Genomic DNA, 16,586 nt, shown 5'->3' with positions numbered 1-16,586 from the left:
GCAAGGCACGGAACCGCCCATGAACATCCTGGTCACCGGCGCCGCCGGATTCATCGGCTCCCGGTACGTCCGGACCCTCCTCGCCTCCGACGAACCAGGGACACCGCGGATCACCGTCCTGGACTCCCTCACCTACGCCGGGACCACCGCCAACCTCGAAATCGGCCACCCCCGGCTGGAGTTCGTGCACGGCGACATCCGCGACCGGGCGCTCGTCGACCGGCTGACGGCCGAGGCGGACCAGGTGGTGCACTTCGCGGCCGAGTCCCATGTGGACCGCTCGATCCACGCCGCGTCCGACTTCGTCCTCACCAACGTCGTCGGCACCCAGAACCTGCTGGACGCCGCCCTGCGCCACGGAGTGGGACCCTTCGTCCACGTCTCCACCGACGAGGTCTACGGCTCGGTGGAGTCCGGCGCGGCAACCGAGGAGCATCCGCTGCGGCCCAGTTCCCCGTACGCCGCGTCGAAGGCGTCGGGCGACCTGCTGGCCCTGTCCTACCACCGCACCCACGGGCTCGACGTACGGGTGACCCGGTGCTCCAACAACTACGGCCCGCACCAGTTCCCCGAGAAGCTCGTGCCGCTGTTCGTCACCCACCTCCTGGACGGCCGCCGGGTCCCGCTGTACGGGGAGGGACGCAACGTCCGCGACTGGCTGCACGTCGACGACCACTGCCGGGGCGTCGACCTCGTCCGCACCCGGGGCCGGGCCGGCGAGGTCTACAACATCGGCGGCGGCACCGAGTTGAGCAACCGCGAGCTCACCGGCCTGCTCCTGGACGCCTGCGGCGCGGGCCCGGACCGGGTGGACCACGTCGAGGACCGCAAGGGCCACGACCTGCGCTACGCGGTCGACTGGAGCAAGGCCCGCGAGGAACTGGGCTACCGCCCCCGGCGTGCCTTCGCGGCAGGGCTGGCCGAGACCGTCGCCTGGTACCGGGACAACAGGGCCTGGTGGGAGCCGCTCAAGCGGCGCACCGACGCGGGCTGACGGGCGGCGGCGCGTTCAACCCGCGGCCATGCGACCCGGTCGTGTGTCCCAGCCGTATGTCTCAGCCGTATGTCTCAGTCGTGCGTCTCAGTCGTGCGTTTTGGCGAGCAGCTCCAGGATCTCCCGCGTCGTGCCCGTCTCGCCCAGGCGCGGGAAGATCCGCTCGACGCTGCCGCGGTGTGCCTCGGCGCTCATGTCGCTCATCGCGTCGGTGGCGAGCGTGACGTGGTAGCCGTGCTCGTGGGCGGCGCGGGCGGTGGACTCCACGCCGATGCTGGTGGCGATGCCGGTCAGCACGATCTGGGTGACGCCGCGGCGGCGCAGTTGGACGTCGAGGCCGGTGCCGTGGAAGGCGCCCCAGTTGCGCTTGGTGACGGTGATGTCGCCGGGATGCCCGGCCAGCTCGTCGACGATCACGTCCCAGCCCTCGGGCCGCGGACCGCCGGCGCCCCCCGCCTCCGTACGACCCGGCACGGCGTCCGCCCCGTCGGCGGCGAAGGAGACCCGGACCAGCACCACCGGCAGACCGCGGGCCCGGAAGGCCTCGGCCAGTTCGGCGCTCCGGGCGACGACCTCGGCGCCGGAGTACGGCTCGGTCGGCGCGGCGACGATACCGGCCTGGAGATCGATCACGACGAGGGCGGTGCGGGGGTCGAGGGCGGTGACGGACATCGGGTGGTGCCTCTCAGACGGATCTCGGACGGTTCGGGGGTGCCCGGTCGGCGCCCCGGACCACCGTAAATTCGACAGGTAAGACTGTCCAGCTGAGACTGCACAGTTTTACCTGTCGATTAAACTGGGGCGCGTGCGTCTGCTGATCACGTCCGACACCCACCTGCCCAAGCGCGCCAGGGAACTGCCGGCGCCCCTGCTGGCGGAGCTCCCCCGTGCGGACGTCGTCCTGCACGCCGGGGACTGGGTCGACACGGTCACCCTCGACCTGCTGGAGAGCCGCAGCCGCCGACTCCTCGGGGTGTACGGCAACAACGACGGGCCCGCACTGCGCGCCAGGCTGCCCGAGGTGGCGTACGCGGATCTCGGCGGCCTGCGCTTCGGAGTCGTCCACGAGACCGGCGCCGCCCAGGGGCGGGAGGCACGCTGCGCCGCCCGCTTCCCCGACCTGGACGTCCTCGTCTTCGGGCACAGCCACATCCCCTGGGACACCACCGCGGCGACCGGCCTGCGGCTGCTCAACCCGGGTTCGCCCACGGACCGTCGCCGTCAGCCGTACCACACCTACATGACCGCCACGGTCGCCGACGGCCGGCTCGGGGACGTCGAGCTGCACCGGCTGCCGCCGCGCTGACGAGAAGGGCGGGAAAGGGCGGGCGCACAGCTGCTGCCGCCGGCGACACGACGGGCCCGGACGGCACGGAGCCTCAGCGGGCCGACGGTCCGGTCCAGCCGGCCGCCACATGACCGATGCGGACCCGCTGCGGGTGGTCGCCCACGGGGACGGAGACCGACTTCCCGCCGGTGGCGAAGTCGATGGCCGTGACCCGGTCGGCGCCGCTCTCGGAGACCACGCAGTGCGTGCCGTCGCCGCTGACCGTGGCCCAGTACGGCTTGGCGGCGGACACCAGCGGACCCTCCTGGAGGGTGTCGCGGTCGACCACCGTCGCGTAGTCGTCCATCGTGCCCGCCACACAGATCTTGGCGCCGTCCGGACTCATGGACAGGCCGTGGTGCCGCGAGTCGTTGACCCACGTGGTGCGGTCCTCGCTCGCGGCGGGGTTCTTCGGCAGGGTCTTCGTCCGGGTGATCCGGTCGGTGGCCACGTCGTACTCGAAGAAGCCGTTGAAGAACGAGACCTGGAAGTACAGCTTCGACTCGTCGGGCGAGAAGACGGCGGGCCGCACCGCGTCCGAGTGGTCGCCGAGGCCGATCGCGTCGAGCCGTTCGCGCATGTCGACGACCCTGACCCGCTCGTACGTCCGCGCGTCCACGATCGTGATGCGCCGGTCGCCCTTCGTCCAGTCGAGCCAGGGGGCGTCGAGCGCGGTGTTCACCTCGCCGATGGACATGTTCCAGATGTACTTGCCGTCGCGGGTGAAGATGTTCTCGTGGGGCTTGTCGCCGGTGGCGAAGGAGCCGACCTGTTCACCCGTCTCGATGTCCAGGACGTGCACGGTGTTGGAGGTCGAGGCCGAGACGGCGACCCGGGTGCCGTCGGGGGAGACCGCCATGTGGTCGGAGCGGTAGCCGGACACGGGGAAGCGCCAGTCGATGTCGCCGGTGGCGAGGTCGACGGAGACCACGTCGGCGAAGCTCGGCCGGGAGACGACCACCGAGGTGCCGTCCGGCGTCGAGTACATGTCGTCGACGAGCTGGTCGTGTCCCTCGCCGACACCGTTGCGGATGGCCTGGAAGTAGATCCACTTGATCGGGTCCGCGTTGATCTCCGCCATCCGCTCGGCCCGGTCCGGGACGACGTCGATCCGGCCGATCCTCGCGAAGTCGCCGGTGGACCGGATGACGTCCGCGGTGCCGTCCCAGTTGTTGCCGACGAACATCACCTCGCGCAGGTCGGCACGGGCGTCCGGGGCGGCCGAGGCGGTGGCGGCGGGCGCGGCGGCGGTCAGGGCGAGGGCGGCGGCGACGGCGCCGAGGTGCCTGGTGGTGAAGGCGGGCATGCTGCTCTCCTCCGGCAAGGGGGTGGTGGGGGCGATGGAGCGCTGGAGCCGTGGGGCGGTGGTGTGCTGGAGCGCGCAATCTGAACACAGCTGCTTTCAGAGTGAACTTACTGCAAAGTAAGGAAAGAGCGCCCTTCTCCACAAGGCCGCGGACACGACAAAATCGGCTGCACGGCGAGGAGTTGCCGCGGCGAGAGAAAGGGAGGGGGAGAGCGGGTGACGGGCAGGCTCAGGGCACCGACGGGCCGCTACGGCGGCAAGTCGGCCGCACAGCGCCAGGCCGAGCGCCGTCGGCGCTTCCTCGACGCGGCCCTCCAGCTCTTCGGCGACACCCCCGGCTACCGCGCCACTACGGTGGCCGCCCTCAGCGACGCCGCCGGTCTGTCCACCCGCCAGTTCTACGAGGAGTTCCGCACCCTGGAGGACGTGCTCGCCGCACTCCACCTCCAGGTCAACGACTGGGCCGAGCAGGCCGTCCGCACCGCGGCCGACGACACCCGCGACCTGCCGCTTCCCGAACGCGCCGCCGCGATCTTCCGCGCCTACGCGGGCAACGTCACCGCCGATCCACGCCGCGTCCGCATCACCTTCGTCGAGATCATCGGCGTCAGCCCGCGTCTGGAGGAGCAGCGGCTGGCCCGCCGCGCCCGCTGGGTGGACCTCATCCGCGCCGAGGCCCATGCGGCCGCCGGACGCGGGGAGGCGGCGCCCCGTGACTACCGGCTGGCCGCCACCGCGTTCATCGGTGGCGTCAACGGCCTGCTGCACGACTACAGCGCGGGCTGGGTGGACGCGACCCTGGACCAGGTCGTCGAGGAACTGGTCCACCAGCTCCTCGCCCTGCTGCGCCCACCCGGCTCGGACCCGGGGTGCTGACCGCCCCCACGCAGTGAAGGCCCCGGACTACTCGTCCCAGGCCTGGATCATGGTCTGCTCGACGATCTCGCCGTCCCGCAGCGAGAGCATCGACTCGGCGAGGACCCGCACGCCGTCGGGATAGGTGCATTCCTCGGTGTACGCGGCCTGGTCGCCCTGGACGACGCAGCGTGCCATCCGGTGGGTCATGTCGCGGCCGTAGACGTCGTCGAGCATCTCGGCGATCTCGTCCCGGCCGTGCAGGACCTTCGGGCGGCTGGGCTGGTCGTACCGGTCGACGATGCGGACCTCCGCGTCCTGCGCGTACAGCGACAACAGGGGTGCCGCCGTCTCTCCTTCGATGCCCCGGCGCAGGGCTTCGGTGTCGAAGCCGGGGCCTGTCGTGGTACTCATGACGACCTCCTTCGGACGTCGAGAGCCGCGGCCCGGAGCGGAGACGGGCCGCCTCGGCCCTCTCCCTTCGAGCTTCCTCCGACTCACCGCCCGGGGCAACGCCGACCGCGGCACTGCTCCTCACGGGTGACCGGCACCGCCCGCCCGTGTCCGCCACCGGCCCGAGGGCGTTGCTCAGCACATGATCTCAACACGACGTATCGTCGCCGTCGTCGGGCTCGCCGCCGGTGTCACCGGCCTCGCCGCCCCGATGGCGAGCGCGGCAGGCGGGGGCCCGCTGGGCACGGAGAAGCTCAGCGTGACGAACACCCTCGACACACTCGCGGTCGGTGACATGCCCGCCGAGGACCGGGCACGGATGCCGCTCCCCTCCCAGCAGCTGAACCGGCTCCAGGACCTGCAGCAGCTCCAGCAGGTCACCGGCCTGGTCTCACCGCTCTTCGGCGTCGTCCCCGCCCTGGGCTGACGTCGGCGTCAGCCACCGGACGCCAGGAACTGGGTGGCCGCCAGCTCCGCGTACAGCGGATCGGCGGTCACCAGCTCCCGGTGGGTGCCGACCGCACGCACCCGCCCCGCGTCCATCACCACGATCCGGTCGGCCGCCGTCACCGTGGACAGCCGGTGCGCGACCACCAGCACCGTGGTCGTCCGGGCCACCTCCGCCACGGTGTCGCGCAGCGCCGCCTCGTTGACCGCGTCCAGCTGCGAGGTGGCCTCGTCGAGCAGCAGCAGCCGGGGACGGCGCAACAGCGCCCGGGCGATGGCCACCCGCTGGCGCTCACCCCCGGACAGCTTGGTGCCGCGATGCCCGACCAGCGTCTCCAGGCCGCTCGGCAGCCGCTCCACCAGGGAGTCCAGACGCGTCGTCTTCAGCACGGCGATGAGCGTGCCCTCGTCCGCCTCCGGGTTGCCCAGCAGCAGGTTGTCCCGCAGGGAACCGGAGAGCACCGGGGCGTCCTGCTCCACGTAACCGATCGCGGCCCGCAGCGAGGCCAGTTCCCACTCCCCGACGCTCCGGCCGTCCAGCGTGATCTCCCCGGCACTCGGGTCGTAGAACCGCTCGATCAGGGAGAAGACGGTGGTCTTGCCCGCGCCCGACGGACCGACGAACGCCGTCATCCCCCGGGCCGGCACCTCGAAGCTCACCCCGTGGTGGATGTACGGCAGGTCGTCGGCGTAGCGGAAGCGGACATCGTGGAAGGCGACGGACGCCGGCCGCGCACCGGGCGACGGCAGCGGAACCGGCCGGGCCGGCGGCTCCGCGGGCAGGCGCAGCGCGTCCTGGATCCGGCCCAGTGCCGCCCGGCCCGTCTGGTACTGCGTGATCGCGCCGACGACCTGCTGGATCGGGGACATCAGATAGAAGACGAACAGCAGGAACGCCACCAGCGTGCCCACGTCGATCGCCCCCGTCGCCACCCGCGCCCCGCCCACCGCGAGCACCGTGATGAAGGCGATCTGCATCGCCAGGCCCGCCGTGTTGCCCGCGGCGGCCGACCACTTGGCGGCGCGCACGCTCTGCCGCCAGGACTCCTCGGCCGCCTCGTGCAGCGCCCGCTCCTCCCGGGGCTCGGCGCCCGACGCCTTCACCGTGCGCAGCGCCCCGAGGATCCGCTCCAGCGCGGCGCCCATCAGCCCCACCGCGTCCTGCGCCTGCCGGCTCGCGCGGTTGATGCGCGGCACGATCAGCCCCAGCACCGTGCCCGCCCCCACGACCACCGCCAGCGTCACCCCGAGCAGCACCGCGTCGACCACGCCCATCATCACCAGCGTCGCCACCAGCGTCAGCCCGCCGGTGCCCAGGCCGATGAGGGAGTCCGTGGTGACCTCGCGCAGCAGCGTCGTGTCGGAGGTGATCCGGGCCATCAGGTCACCGGGCTCCGTGCGGTCCACTGCCGCGATCCGCAGCCGCAGCAGATACGACGACAGGGTGCGCCGCGCGCCGAGCACCACCGACTCCGCGGTGCGCCGCAGCACGTACGAACCCAGCGCGCCCAGCGCCGTGTTGGCGACCACCAGCCCCGACATGGCCAGCAGCGCCCCGGTGATGGCCCGGTCGTGCGCCAGGTCGTCGATCAGCTCCCGCGCCACCAGCGGCAGCAACAGCCCCGTGGCGCCGGTGACCAGGGAGAGCAGGGCGCCCGCGCACAGGGCCGTGCGGTGGGGGCGTATGTAGGACAGGAGCAGCCGCCAGGCGGGCGTGCCGGTCTCCGGCTCTGCGGTGGTCACGTCGCTCCTTCGGCACGCGGGCGGGGCACTCAGGCTACGTGGGCGCCCGGGCGGGCGGGCCGCCGGTGCACGGCCGACCGGCCGAACCCCGGCAACCGCCCTGTCACCTGCCCCTTTCCGATCACTTGAGCGTAGGGTCTGGGGGAACGCTGTACGGCCGAGGAAGGGGTCAGGAGCATGGCGCAGGAAGTACGCGGCGTGATCGCGCCGGGCAAGGACGAGCCGGTCCGGATCGAGACGATCGTCGTGCCGGACCCCGGTCCGGGCGAGGCCGTGGTGAAGATCCAGGCCTGCGGGGTGTGCCACACCGACCTGCACTACAAGCAGGGCGGCATCAGTGACGACTTCCCCTTCCTGCTCGGCCACGAGGCCGCCGGTGTCGTGGAGTCGGTCGGCGCCGGTGTCACCGACGTGGCCCCCGGCGACTTCGTGATCCTCAACTGGCGTGCCGTGTGCGGCAAGTGCCGGGCCTGTCTGCGCGGGCGGCCCTGGTACTGCTTCGACACCCACAACGCCGAGCAGAGGATGACCCTCGCCTCCACCGGCCAGGAGCTGTCCCCGGCTCTCGGCATCGGCGCCTTCGCCGAGAAGACGCTGGTCGCCGCCGGACAGTGCACCAAGGTCGACCCGGCCGTCTCCGCCGAGGTGGCGGGTCTCCTCGGCTGCGGGGTGATGGCCGGCATCGGCGCCGCCATCAACACCGGCAACGTCGGCCGCGGCGACACCGTCGCCGTCATCGGCTGCGGCGGCGTCGGCGACGCGGCGATCGCCGGGGCGTACCTGGCCGGTGCCTCGAAGGTCATCGCCGTGGACATCGACGACCGCAAGCTGGAGACCGCGCGGGGGATGGGCGCCACCCACACCGTCAACTCCCGCGGGACCGACCCCGTCGAGGCGATCCGCGAACTGACCGGCGGCTTCGGCGCCGACGTCGTCATCGAGGCCGTCGGCCGCCCGGAGACCTACCGGCAGGCCTTCTACGCCCGCGACCTGGCCGGCACCGTCGTCCTGGTCGGCGTCCCCACCCCCGAGATGAAGCTTGAGCTGCCGCTGCTCGACGTGTTCGGCCGCGGCGGCTCGCTCAAGTCCTCCTGGTACGGCGACTGCCTGCCCTCCCGGGACTTCCCGATGCTCATCGACCTCCACCTCCAGGGCCGCCTGGACCTCGGCAAGTTCGTCACCGAGACCATCCGCCTGGACCAGGTGGAGCAGGCCTTCGACCGGATGCACGCCGGCGACGTACTGCGTTCGGTGGTGGTGCTCTGATGGCCCCGCGCATCGAACGCCTCGTCACCTCCGGGCAGTTCAGCCTCGACGGCGGCACCTGGGACGTCGACAACAACGTCTGGCTCGTCGGTGACGACCACGAGGTCGTCGTCATCGACGCCGCCCACGACGCCGACGCCATCGCCGAGGCCGTCGGGGACCGCCGGCTCACCGCGATCGTGTGCACCCACGCCCACAACGACCACGTCAACGCGGCGCCCGCGCTCGCCGAGCGCACCGGCGCCACCATCTGGCTGCACCGCGACGACCTGCCCCTGTGGCAGCAGACCCACCCCGACCGGGACCCGGACGCCTGGCTGACCGACGAACTCGTCATCGAGGCCGCCGGCGCCGACCTGACCGTCCTGCACACCCCGGGGCACGCGCCCGGCGCGGTCTGCCTCTACGACCCCGGTCTCGGCACCGTCTTCACCGGCGACACCCTCTTCCGGGGCGGACCCGGTGCCACCGGCCGCTCCTACTCCCACTTCCCGACCATCATCGACTCCATCCGCGACAAGCTGCTCGTCCTGCCGCCCGAGACCGAGGTCCGTACCGGCCACGGCGACTCCACGACCATCGGGGCCGAGGCCCCGCACCTGGAGGAGTGGATCAAGCGCGGGCACTGACCGCGGCCGGGGCAGTCTCCGTCAAGAACGCCCCGGACACGCGGTAAAAGGTGACAGAAGATGTCCGGCTTCCCGGGCACCCTCGAACTCGACATCGCCCGCGGGGCGTGAGCCGTGCGCGGCACGAGGGAGAGGAACGGGAGCCGGACATGACAGGGTCACCGAAGGGTCCGCTGACGGGCAGGGTCGCACTGGTCGCCGGGGCCACCCGCGGCGCCGGCCGGGGCATCGCCGTGGAACTGGGCGCGGCCGGCGCCACCGTCTACGTCACCGGCCGCAGCACCCGCGCCCGGCGCTCGGAGTACGACCGCCCCGAGACCGTCGAGGACACCGCCGACCTGGTCACCGAAGCCGGCGGCCACGGCATCGCCGTACCCGTCGACCATCTCGACCCGGCGCAGGTCGCCGGCCTCGTCGACCGCATCGCCCGCGAACAGGCCCGCCTCGACGTCCTGGTCAACGACATCTGGGGCGGCGAGCACCTCTTCGAGTGGGACAGCCCCGTGTGGGAGCACGACCTCGACAACGGTCTGAGGCTGCTGCGGCTCGCCGTCGAGACCCACGCGATCACCAGCCACCACGCCCTGCCGCTGCTGCTGCGCCGCCCCGGCGGGCTGGTCGTCGAGATGACCGACGGCACGGACGCCTACAACCGCGACCACTACCGCAACTCGTTCTTCTACGACCTCGCCAAGACGTCCGTCCTGCGCATGGCCTTCTCCCTCGGGCACGAACTGGGACCCCGCGGCGCCACGGCGGTCGCGCTGACCCCCGGCTGGCTGCGCTCGGAGATGATGCTCGACCACTTCGGCGTACGCGAGGAGAACTGGCGCGACGCCCTCGACCGCGTCCCGCACTTCGCCATCTCCGAGACGCCCCGCTACGTCGGCCGCGCGGTCACCGCCCTCGCCGCCGACCCCCACGTGGCACGCTTCAACGGCCGGTCCCTCTCCAGCGGCTCCCTCGCCCAGGAGTACGGCTTCACCGACCTCGACGGCAGCCGCCCGGACGCCTGGCGCTACCTCGTCGAGGTACAGGACCCGGACAAGCCGGCCGACGTCACGGGGTATCGCTGAGCGTCGGCAGGCCCGGGTCGGCCCGTACGGCGGCCGCGCCGATGACGGCGCCCAGGAGCGCGGGGAGTTGCCGCAGGAACGCGGACATGGACGCACGGTGGCTGCCCCGGTGATGGTGGCGGTACTACCGTCTGGCCCATGACGGACACCAGGCGTTTCACCGACCACACGGCACTCGTGACGGGCGCGGCCCGGGGCATCGGCGCGGCCACCGCACGCCGGCTCGCCGCGGAGGGGGCCCGGGTGCTGCTGACCGACGTGGACCTCGCCGCGGCGCGGCACACGGCGGCACAGTTGACGGAACAGGGGCTCGCCGTGGCGGCGTTCGCCTGCGACGTGCGGGACCGGGCGTCCGTCGAGGCGGCCGTCGCCCATGCCGTGGACGCCTTCGGCGGGCTGGACGTCCTGGTCAACAACGCCTACGCGTGCACGCCCGACGTCCCGCTGTTCGAGGACGAGCCGGACGAGGTCTGGGCCCGCGACCTCGACGTCACCCTCACCGGCGCCTACCGCTGCTGCCGGGCCGCCCTGCCCCACCTCGCCGCCTCGGGACGCGGCGCGATCGTCAGCGTCGGCTCGGTCAACGGGGTCCAGGACTTCGGCAACCACGCCTACAGCGCCGCCAAGGCCGGCCTCGCCTCGCTGACCCGGACCCTCGCCGGGCACGCCGCCCCGCGCGGCGTCCGCGTCAACCTCGTGACACCGGGCACGGTGCGCACCACGGCCTGGGAGGGCCGGGAGGAGGAACTGGCGGCGGTACGGGGGCTGTACCCGCTGGGGCGGGTGGGCGAGCCCGAGGACATCGCGGCGGCCGTCGCCTTCCTCGCCTCGCACGACGCCGCCTGGATCACCGGCACCACCCTCGCCGTCGACGGCGGCCTGACTGCGGTCAACACCGGCTTCAGGCGCGCCGTGCGGGAGCCGGACGGCATGGACTGAGCGGGCCGACAGGCACGGTCCGCCCGGTGGCCTTTGTCACTGTTTCGTCGCGGCGGCGGGCGGCGCGCAACCAAAGCCGCCGGACGCCGGTCTAGCAGGCCGGGATCGCACGAAGGCGACCTTGCACTCGGCGCACCGCCGCGACGCGAAAGGCATGACCGGCCATGGGGGACACACGCAGACGGGGAGCCGTCGCACTCGGGATCACGGCACTGGTGGCACCGCTGACACTCGCGCTCACGGCGGCACCGGCACAGGCCGCCGGCTGCGGCGCGAAGGCGGGCCCGTACCAGAAGAAGGTGGAGAAGTTCCTCGGCCGCAAGGCCGACGGCAAGCAGTCCACCGCCGACTGCAAGGCCATCCGGGCCTTCCAGACCAAGCACGGCATCACGCCCAACGCCGGCTACGCGGGGCCCGTCACCTGGGGAGTGATGGACCTGATGACGAAGCAGAAGGCCGTCGGAAAGAACCCGAACAAATCCGGCAAGTGCCCCACCAACAAGGGCCGTATCGCCTGTGTGAACCTCAGCCTCCAGCTGAGCTGGATCCAGGACGGCAAGAAGCTGGTGTACGGGCCGGTCCCGGTCCGCACCGGGCGCAACGGCTACGAGACCCGCACCGGACTGAAGAAGGTCTACTGGCGCAACATCGACCACGTCTCGACCATCTACCACGTGCCGATGCCCTACAGCCAGTTCTTCGACGGCGGTCAGGCCTTCCACTCCGTCGGCGTCAGCATGTGGAACCCGCCGGGCTCGCACGGCTGCGTCAACATGCGGAAGGCCGACGCCAAGAAGTACTGGTCGCTGCTGAAGAAGGGCGACGACGTCTACGTGTACGGCCGCAAGCCGGGCACCTGACGGAGGCGGGGCGCCCGGCTCGTGCCGCGGCGCCTCACAGCTCGGGGGCGTCCCCGAAGTCCGGGATCTCGAGCCGGACCCCGCCCTGCCGGGCGGACTCGTGCGCGACGATGCCCGGCAGGGTGTAGCGGGCCGCGACCCACGCGTTCACGGACGGCAGGGTCCGGGAGCCGACCGCGGTCACGAAGTCGTCCACCAGGAAGTGGTGGCTGCCCTCGTGACCGTTGTGCATCCGGTCGAAGACCCGGGGCAGTCGCGCCCGGTCGTGCACCGGCGCCGAACCCGAGGTGAAGGCGGCCCGCAGCTCCGGCGCTATGTGCCGCAGCGACGGGTCGTCGGGAGACGTGGTGGGCTTGGGCTCCAGCAGTTCGCTGATGTCCTCCACCCCGCTCTTGTCCTGCCACAGCGCCACCGTCGCCAGCTGCTCCATGCTCGCCTCCGTGCCGAAGAAGCGGAAACGGGACTCCCGGATGTGCGAGGGATAGCCGACCCGGCGGAACTCGTTCGTACGGAACGACCCGCCGCCGGCCACCTCGAACAGCGCGGTCGCGTTGGAGACGTCGTTGTCGAACCGGCTGACCGACCGGTCGAAGACCCCGTCCCCGCGCTCGTCCACCACGCCGATCGCCGAGACGCTGACCGCGTGGGTCCGCCAGGCGCCCAGCACCCCGCCCACCGAGTGCGTGGGGTAGAGCAGCGGCGGATAGCTGGCCGTGGCCTTCCAGCCGTCGCCGCCGCTGTACCGGTAGGCGTCGTAGAAGCCGAGGTCCATGTCGTGGACGTAGTCCCCCTCGGCGTAGAAGAGCCGTCCGAAGGCGCCTTCCGCGATCTTGTTGCGGGCGTGCACGGTCGCCGGGTTGTACTGGCTGGTCTCGCCCATCATGTACGTCAGCCCGGTCGCCTTGACCGCGTCGATGATCTCCGCGATCTCCTGGGTGCTGATCGCCATGGGGACCGCCGAGTACACGTGCTTGCCCGCGCCCAGCCCCTGGAGCACGAGGGGACCGTGGGTCCAGCGCTGCGTGAAGATCGCGACGGCGTCCACCGCCTCGGACTCCAGCATCGCCTCGTAGCTCGGGAAGGTGCCGGTCAGGTCTTCGGCGGCGGCGAGCCGCTCGGCCCGCTCCGGCAGCAGGTCGGTGACGAACACGTCGCTCACACCGGGGTGGGCCCGGAACAGCCTGGCGAACTGTCCGGAGAACTGGCCGGCGCCGACGATGCCGAGGGAGAACGTCATGGATGGCGTGCCCTTCACTGGTCGCGTCATTGGTCGCGTCACTGGTCGAGGATGAGATTGATCTGGTCGTTGGTCTCGTCGAGGCTGTCGGCCGGCTTGCCGCCGCCGTAGACGTCCTGCATGGCCGGATGCATGAGCGCCAGCACGTCCGCGGCGTACTCGGTGATCGGGAACGTGAAGGTCCGGAAGTGCTTCTTGTCGTCCACGGGCCGCGTGAAGGCCGAGACGTCGATGCCCTTCCTCCCGTACGCCGCGACGGCCGCCTCGGTGCCGCCGGGCGTGGCCGGGAAGACGATGCCGTAACCGCCCACGGTGCGCTGGCACTCCTCGGAGGCCAGGTACTTCACCCACTTCAGGGCGCCCGGTTTGTTGTCGGCGTTCTTGGTGACGGAGTCCGCGAGGCCGTTCATCATCGTGGCCCGCTTGCCGGTGGGGCCCTGGGGAGTGACCGCGGTGGCGATGTCCATGCCCTCGAAGCCGGCGTACGTGGAGATCATCCACGCCCCGTCGAAGGCGGTGGCCGCCCTGCCCGCCGCCACCTGGGCGTTGGCCTGGTTCGACCGGGAGTAGTCGGTGAACGGGGCCATGTAGCCCTTGTCCGCCAGCCCGAAGTACCACTCGATCACCGACTGGAAGGTGTCGTCGTCGTACCGGTACTCGGTGCCCCACCGCTCCTCGTCGGTGTAGGTCCAGCCCGCGGAGGCGGCGAAGTGGCTCCAGGTGGTCTGGCCGTCGCCGTCCCCGCCGCCGCCCGTGGCGAGGCCGTAGACCTCGACGTGGTCCTTGTCGAAGCCCGGTTCGTCGCCCCGCCTGCCCTCGGCGTCCACGGTCAGGTGGGCGATGGCCTTCTCGAAGGTGCCGCCGTCCTCCGGGTTCCAGTCGAGGCCGTTCAGCTCCTCGGCGCCGAGCCCCGCCTCCGCCGCGAGCCTCTCGTTGTAGAAGAGGGCGACGGTGTCCCAGTCCTTGGGGGCGCCGTAGCGGTGCCCGTCCTCGCCGATCCAGCCGGCGGCCAGGCCCGGCTGGTAGGCGGCGTCCTCGATGCCGAGGCCGTCGAGCGGCTCCAGCACCTCCAGATCGGCGAGCTGACCGAACTTCTGGACGTGGTCGGTGAACACGTCCGGCTCGGTGCCCGCGATGAGGCTGGCCGTGAGCTTGGTCCAGTAGTCGTCCCAGCCCATCTGGGAGATCTTCACGTCCAGCCCAGGGTTGCGCCGCTCGAAGCCCTTCGCGCACGCCTCGTACGCGGGCAGCTGGTTGGCGTCCCAGAGCCAGTACGTCACCGTGTTCCCCGACGACCCGGAGCCGTCGCCCTGCGCGCAGCCGCTCACCAGGGACAGCGCCAGCGCCCCGGTCAGCGCCGTGGCCGTACGAAATCGCATGCCCGTCCCCTCACTTGACGCCGGTGAAGCCGATGGTGCCGACGATGCGGCGCGCGAAGACGCCGAACAGCAGCAGCATGGGCAGCGCCGCGATCAGCGTGGCCGCCATGAGGCCCGACCAGTCGGTGCCGGTCTGCGGGGTCTGGGCGCGGAAGACGGCCAGCGCCACGGTCAGCACCCGCGAACTGTCGCTGTAGGAGACCATCAGCGGCCAGAAGTAGTCGTTCCAGGCCGTGATGTACGTCAGGACGGCCAGGGTCAGGACGGGCGTCGACGCCATCGGCAGCAGCACCCGGAAGAACACCCGCACCTTGCCGGCCCCATCCAGCAGGGCCGCCTCCTCGACCTCCCTCGGGACGTTCATGAAGAACTGCCGCAGGAAGAACACCGCGAACGGTGTCATGAACATCGTCGGCAGGGCGATGCCCAGCAGGGAGTCCACCAGGCCGAGTTCCTTGATGAGGACGAAGTTCGGCAGCAGGGTGAAGATGGCGGGCACCATCAGCCCGGCCAGGAACAGCGCGAACACCGTGTCCCGGCCCCGCCAGCGCAGCCGGGCGAAGGCGTAGGCGGCCATCGCGGAGAAGAGGATCTGGCAGCCGGTGATCAGGGTGGCGACCAGCACGGAGTTGAGCAGGTACCGCCAGAACCTGAGCCCGCCGCCGGCCCCGCCCTGTGCGATCGCCTCCTCGGCGGACTGGAGGCCCAGCGCCCGCTCGAAGCCGCCCGCGGTGGGGTCGACCGGCAGTGGGTCGGCGGGGTGGGCGGCCAGCCCGGTGTTGGTGGACAGGGCGGTGCGCAGGATCCAGTAGAAGGGCAGCAGCGTGACGAGCACGATCGCGGCCACCACCGCCCAGGCCACCGTCCGCCCGGGGGAGAGGCGGCGTCCGCCGCGCCGGCCCGCGACCGCGGGGCCCGCGCGGGCCGCTTCGGCGGCGGGCGCGGTGGCGGGCACGGACGTGGTGTCGGTCATTCCGTTTCTCCTCTCCGTCTCTCTGCGTCGTCTCCGGGCCGGTTCCGCGCCGTCCGCGCGTCAGCCGAGGTCGGTGCGGCCGGCCCGGGTGAGCCGGTACTGGACGAAGGTGATGGCGCTCAGCACGACGAGCAGCGCGACGGACATCGCCGAGGCGTAGCCGAACTGGAAACGGCCGAAGGCGGCGCCGTAGATGTAGTACTGGAGAACGTTCGTGGCGTTCGCGGGCCCGCCCGCGGTGGTGACCGCGACCGTGTCGAAGACCTGGAACGACCCGATCACCGTCATGATCAGGACGACGGCGAGGACCGGTCGCAGCAGCGGCATGGTGATCCGCCGGAACATCCGCCACTCGCTCGCACCGTCCACCTTCGCGGCCTCGTACATGTCCTTCGGGATGGCCTGGAGCCCGGCGAAGAGCAGCAGTGCCGTGTAGCCGACATGGCGCCACACGTTGATCAGCGCGATGGCCGGGATCGCCCACGTCTCGTCGGCCAGGAAGGGAACCCGGTCGAATCCGAGGCCCGCGACGATCTCGTTGCCGATGCCGAGCTGGGTGTCGAGGATCCACAGCCAGACGATGCCGGCCACGACGTTGGACATCAGATACGGCGTGAGCACGATCCCGCGCAGCACCGACGACTGGGTGAGCCGCTGGAGCAGCACGGCGACGGCCAGCGCCGACACGGTCTGCACCCCGATGTTGATGACCACGTAGACGACCGTGACCCGCAGCGAGTCCCAGAAGATGGGGTCGTGGACCATCCGCACGTAGTTGTCCGGGCCCACCCACTCGGCCGGTGTCAACAGGTTGAAGCGGGTGAAGCTCAGGTAGACGCCCCGCAGCGTCGGCCAGAGCAGGAAGACCACGAAGCCGAGGAGCGCCGGTGCGACGAACACCGCGGCGAGACGTCCGTCACCCCGGTTCCCGGCACGGCTGCTGGAGGCGACGGCCATCGGAAGACTCCCCTCGCGTGCGGCGGCCCGAACCTTGTTTACTTTTGGCGCGGAACAATCATTCCGTCAAGGGGTCGCGTCCACATCGTTCAGTGGCTTTTCGGGGGGCACGTCACGGGGATACGGTAAGGGTGTTGTTTCCGAG

At 71.5% G+C, this 16,586-nt stretch carries 17 protein-coding genes; 9 read left to right on the top strand and 8 right to left on the bottom strand.

Annotation, left to right across the window (positions count from 1 at the left end; genetic code table 11):
• Nucleotides 1-19: 19 nt before the first annotated feature.
• A complete protein-coding gene (gene rfbB, locus D1J63_RS02260) occupies nt 20-994 on the top strand; it encodes a dTDP-glucose 4,6-dehydratase (protein ID WP_125627486.1) in 975 nt (324 codons plus the stop codon).
• An 87-nt stretch (nt 995-1,081) separates the two neighbouring features.
• On the opposite strand, the gene D1J63_RS02255 is transcribed toward rfbB, so the two are convergent.
• Nucleotides 1,082-1,666, bottom strand: coding sequence for a hydrolase (locus D1J63_RS02255; RefSeq protein WP_061440820.1), 585 nt, complete (start codon nt 1,664-1,666; stop codon nt 1,082-1,084).
• A gap of 133 nt (nt 1,667-1,799) precedes the next feature.
• Between D1J63_RS02255 and D1J63_RS02250 the strand changes: the two genes are divergently transcribed.
• Nucleotides 1,800-2,300 (top strand): metallophosphoesterase, encoded by a 501-nt coding sequence (locus D1J63_RS02250; RefSeq protein ID WP_125627485.1) that lies wholly within the window; start codon nt 1,800-1,802, stop codon nt 2,298-2,300.
• Nucleotides 2,301-2,373: 73 nt separating this feature from the next.
• Here the strand turns inward: D1J63_RS02250 and D1J63_RS02245 are convergent, their stop codons facing one another.
• Nucleotides 2,374-3,627, bottom strand: coding sequence for a YncE family protein (locus D1J63_RS02245; protein WP_125627484.1), 1,254 nt, complete (start codon nt 3,625-3,627; stop codon nt 2,374-2,376).
• A gap of 216 nt (nt 3,628-3,843) precedes the next feature.
• On the opposite strand from D1J63_RS02245, the gene D1J63_RS02240 reads away from it, so the two are divergent.
• Complete coding sequence (locus D1J63_RS02240; RefSeq protein WP_125627483.1) at nt 3,844-4,503, top strand: TetR/AcrR family transcriptional regulator; 660 nt, start codon at nt 3,844-3,846, stop codon at nt 4,501-4,503.
• A gap of 27 nt (nt 4,504-4,530) precedes the next feature.
• On the opposite strand, the gene D1J63_RS02235 is transcribed toward D1J63_RS02240, so the two are convergent.
• On the bottom strand, nt 4,531-4,896 hold the full coding sequence (locus D1J63_RS02235) for a nuclear transport factor 2 family protein (RefSeq protein ID WP_125627482.1): 366 nt from the start codon (nt 4,894-4,896) through the stop codon (nt 4,531-4,533).
• Between the two features lie 181 nt (nt 4,897-5,077).
• On the opposite strand from D1J63_RS02235, the gene D1J63_RS02230 reads away from it, so the two are divergent.
• Nucleotides 5,078-5,362: a hypothetical protein gene (locus D1J63_RS02230; RefSeq protein ID WP_102930073.1), complete on the top strand. Its 285-nt coding sequence runs from the start codon at nt 5,078-5,080 to the stop codon at nt 5,360-5,362.
• Nucleotides 5,363-5,370: 8 nt separating this feature from the next.
• Here D1J63_RS02230 and D1J63_RS02225 read toward each other — a convergent pair whose 3' ends face one another.
• Nucleotides 5,371-7,125, bottom strand: coding sequence for an ABC transporter ATP-binding protein (locus D1J63_RS02225; protein WP_125627480.1), 1,755 nt, complete (start codon nt 7,123-7,125; stop codon nt 5,371-5,373).
• A gap of 177 nt (nt 7,126-7,302) precedes the next feature.
• Between D1J63_RS02225 and D1J63_RS02220 the strand changes: the two genes are divergently transcribed.
• The 5 genes from D1J63_RS02220 to D1J63_RS02200 all read left to right on the top strand — a co-directional run bounded on the left by D1J63_RS02220 (nt 7,303) and on the right by D1J63_RS02200 (nt 11,895).
• A complete protein-coding gene (locus D1J63_RS02220) occupies nt 7,303-8,391 on the top strand; it encodes an S-(hydroxymethyl)mycothiol dehydrogenase (protein WP_125627479.1) in 1,089 nt (362 codons plus the stop codon).
• Nucleotides 8,391-9,020 carry an MBL fold metallo-hydrolase gene (locus D1J63_RS02215; protein ID WP_125627478.1) on the top strand — a complete coding sequence of 210 codons (630 nt, stop codon included), beginning with the start codon at nt 8,391-8,393 and terminating at the stop codon, nt 9,018-9,020. The genes D1J63_RS02220 and D1J63_RS02215 overlap by 1 nt, the downstream gene beginning before the upstream one ends.
• 149 nt (nt 9,021-9,169) lie before the next feature.
• A complete protein-coding gene (locus D1J63_RS02210; protein ID WP_125627476.1) occupies nt 9,170-10,096 on the top strand; it encodes an SDR family oxidoreductase in 927 nt (308 codons plus the stop codon).
• Nucleotides 10,097-10,234: 138 nt separating this feature from the next.
• On the top strand, nt 10,235-11,035 hold the full coding sequence (locus D1J63_RS02205; protein WP_125627475.1) for an SDR family NAD(P)-dependent oxidoreductase: 801 nt from the start codon (nt 10,235-10,237) through the stop codon (nt 11,033-11,035).
• Nucleotides 11,036-11,199: 164 nt separating this feature from the next.
• The gene (locus D1J63_RS02200; protein WP_125627474.1) at nt 11,200-11,895 is read left to right on the top strand and encodes a L,D-transpeptidase family protein; all 696 of its coding nucleotides are present in this window, start codon (nt 11,200-11,202) and stop codon (nt 11,893-11,895) included.
• Between the two features lie 34 nt (nt 11,896-11,929).
• On the opposite strand, the gene D1J63_RS02195 is transcribed toward D1J63_RS02200, so the two are convergent.
• The 4 genes from D1J63_RS02195 to D1J63_RS02180 are packed head-to-tail and all read right to left on the bottom strand — an operon-like array spanning nt 11,930 to nt 16,441.
• Nucleotides 11,930-13,132, bottom strand: coding sequence for a Gfo/Idh/MocA family oxidoreductase (locus D1J63_RS02195; protein WP_125627473.1), 1,203 nt, complete (start codon nt 13,130-13,132; stop codon nt 11,930-11,932).
• 38 nt (nt 13,133-13,170) lie between these two features.
• The gene (locus D1J63_RS02190) at nt 13,171-14,511 is read right to left on the bottom strand and encodes a sugar ABC transporter substrate-binding protein (RefSeq protein ID WP_125627472.1); all 1,341 of its coding nucleotides are present in this window, start codon (nt 14,509-14,511) and stop codon (nt 13,171-13,173) included.
• Nucleotides 14,512-14,521: 10 nt separating this feature from the next.
• The gene (locus tag D1J63_RS02185) at nt 14,522-15,484 is read right to left on the bottom strand and encodes a carbohydrate ABC transporter permease (RefSeq protein WP_197924707.1); all 963 of its coding nucleotides are present in this window, start codon (nt 15,482-15,484) and stop codon (nt 14,522-14,524) included.
• Nucleotides 15,485-15,544: 60 nt separating this feature from the next.
• The gene (locus D1J63_RS02180; protein WP_125627471.1) at nt 15,545-16,441 is read right to left on the bottom strand and encodes a sugar ABC transporter permease; all 897 of its coding nucleotides are present in this window, start codon (nt 16,439-16,441) and stop codon (nt 15,545-15,547) included.
• Nucleotides 16,442-16,586 lie beyond the last annotated feature (145 nt).

It is taken from the genome of Streptomyces sp. KPB2 (genome assembly GCF_003950055.1).
Classification (GTDB): Bacteria; Actinomycetota; Actinomycetes; order Streptomycetales; family Streptomycetaceae; genus Streptomyces; species Streptomyces salinarius.
Note: the sequence above shows the minus strand (reverse complement) of the source record. Positions and strands in the feature narration are given on the sequence as shown.

Bases quoted from the DNA above. Each gene is read 5' to 3' on its own strand.
- rfbB (WP_125627486.1), top strand. From the start codon at position 20: ATGAACATCCTGGTCACCGGCGCCGCCGGATTCATCGGCTCCCGGTAC.
- D1J63_RS02255 (WP_061440820.1), bottom strand. From the start codon at position 1,666: ATGTCCGTCACCGCCCTCGACCCCCGCACCGCCCTCGTCGTGATCGAT.
- D1J63_RS02245 (WP_125627484.1), bottom strand. From the start codon at position 3,627: ATGCCCGCCTTCACCACCAGGCACCTCGGCGCCGTCGCCGCCGCCCTC.
- D1J63_RS02235 (WP_125627482.1), bottom strand. From the start codon at position 4,896: ATGAGTACCACGACAGGCCCCGGCTTCGACACCGAAGCCCTGCGCCGG.
- D1J63_RS02230 (WP_102930073.1), top strand. From the start codon at position 5,078: ATGATCTCAACACGACGTATCGTCGCCGTCGTCGGGCTCGCCGCCGGT.
- D1J63_RS02220 (WP_125627479.1), top strand. From the start codon at position 7,303: ATGGCGCAGGAAGTACGCGGCGTGATCGCGCCGGGCAAGGACGAGCCG.
- D1J63_RS02215 (WP_125627478.1), top strand. From the start codon at position 8,391: ATGGCCCCGCGCATCGAACGCCTCGTCACCTCCGGGCAGTTCAGCCTC.
- D1J63_RS02210 (WP_125627476.1), top strand. From the start codon at position 9,170: ATGACAGGGTCACCGAAGGGTCCGCTGACGGGCAGGGTCGCACTGGTC.
- D1J63_RS02205 (WP_125627475.1), top strand. From the start codon at position 10,235: ATGACGGACACCAGGCGTTTCACCGACCACACGGCACTCGTGACGGGC.
- D1J63_RS02200 (WP_125627474.1), top strand. From the start codon at position 11,200: ATGGGGGACACACGCAGACGGGGAGCCGTCGCACTCGGGATCACGGCA.
- D1J63_RS02195 (WP_125627473.1), bottom strand. From the start codon at position 13,132: ATGACGTTCTCCCTCGGCATCGTCGGCGCCGGCCAGTTCTCCGGACAG.
- D1J63_RS02190 (WP_125627472.1), bottom strand. From the start codon at position 14,511: ATGCGATTTCGTACGGCCACGGCGCTGACCGGGGCGCTGGCGCTGTCC.
- D1J63_RS02185 (WP_197924707.1), bottom strand. From the start codon at position 15,484: ATGACCGACACCACGTCCGTGCCCGCCACCGCGCCCGCCGCCGAAGCG.
- D1J63_RS02180 (WP_125627471.1), bottom strand. From the start codon at position 16,441: ATGGCCGTCGCCTCCAGCAGCCGTGCCGGGAACCGGGGTGACGGACGT.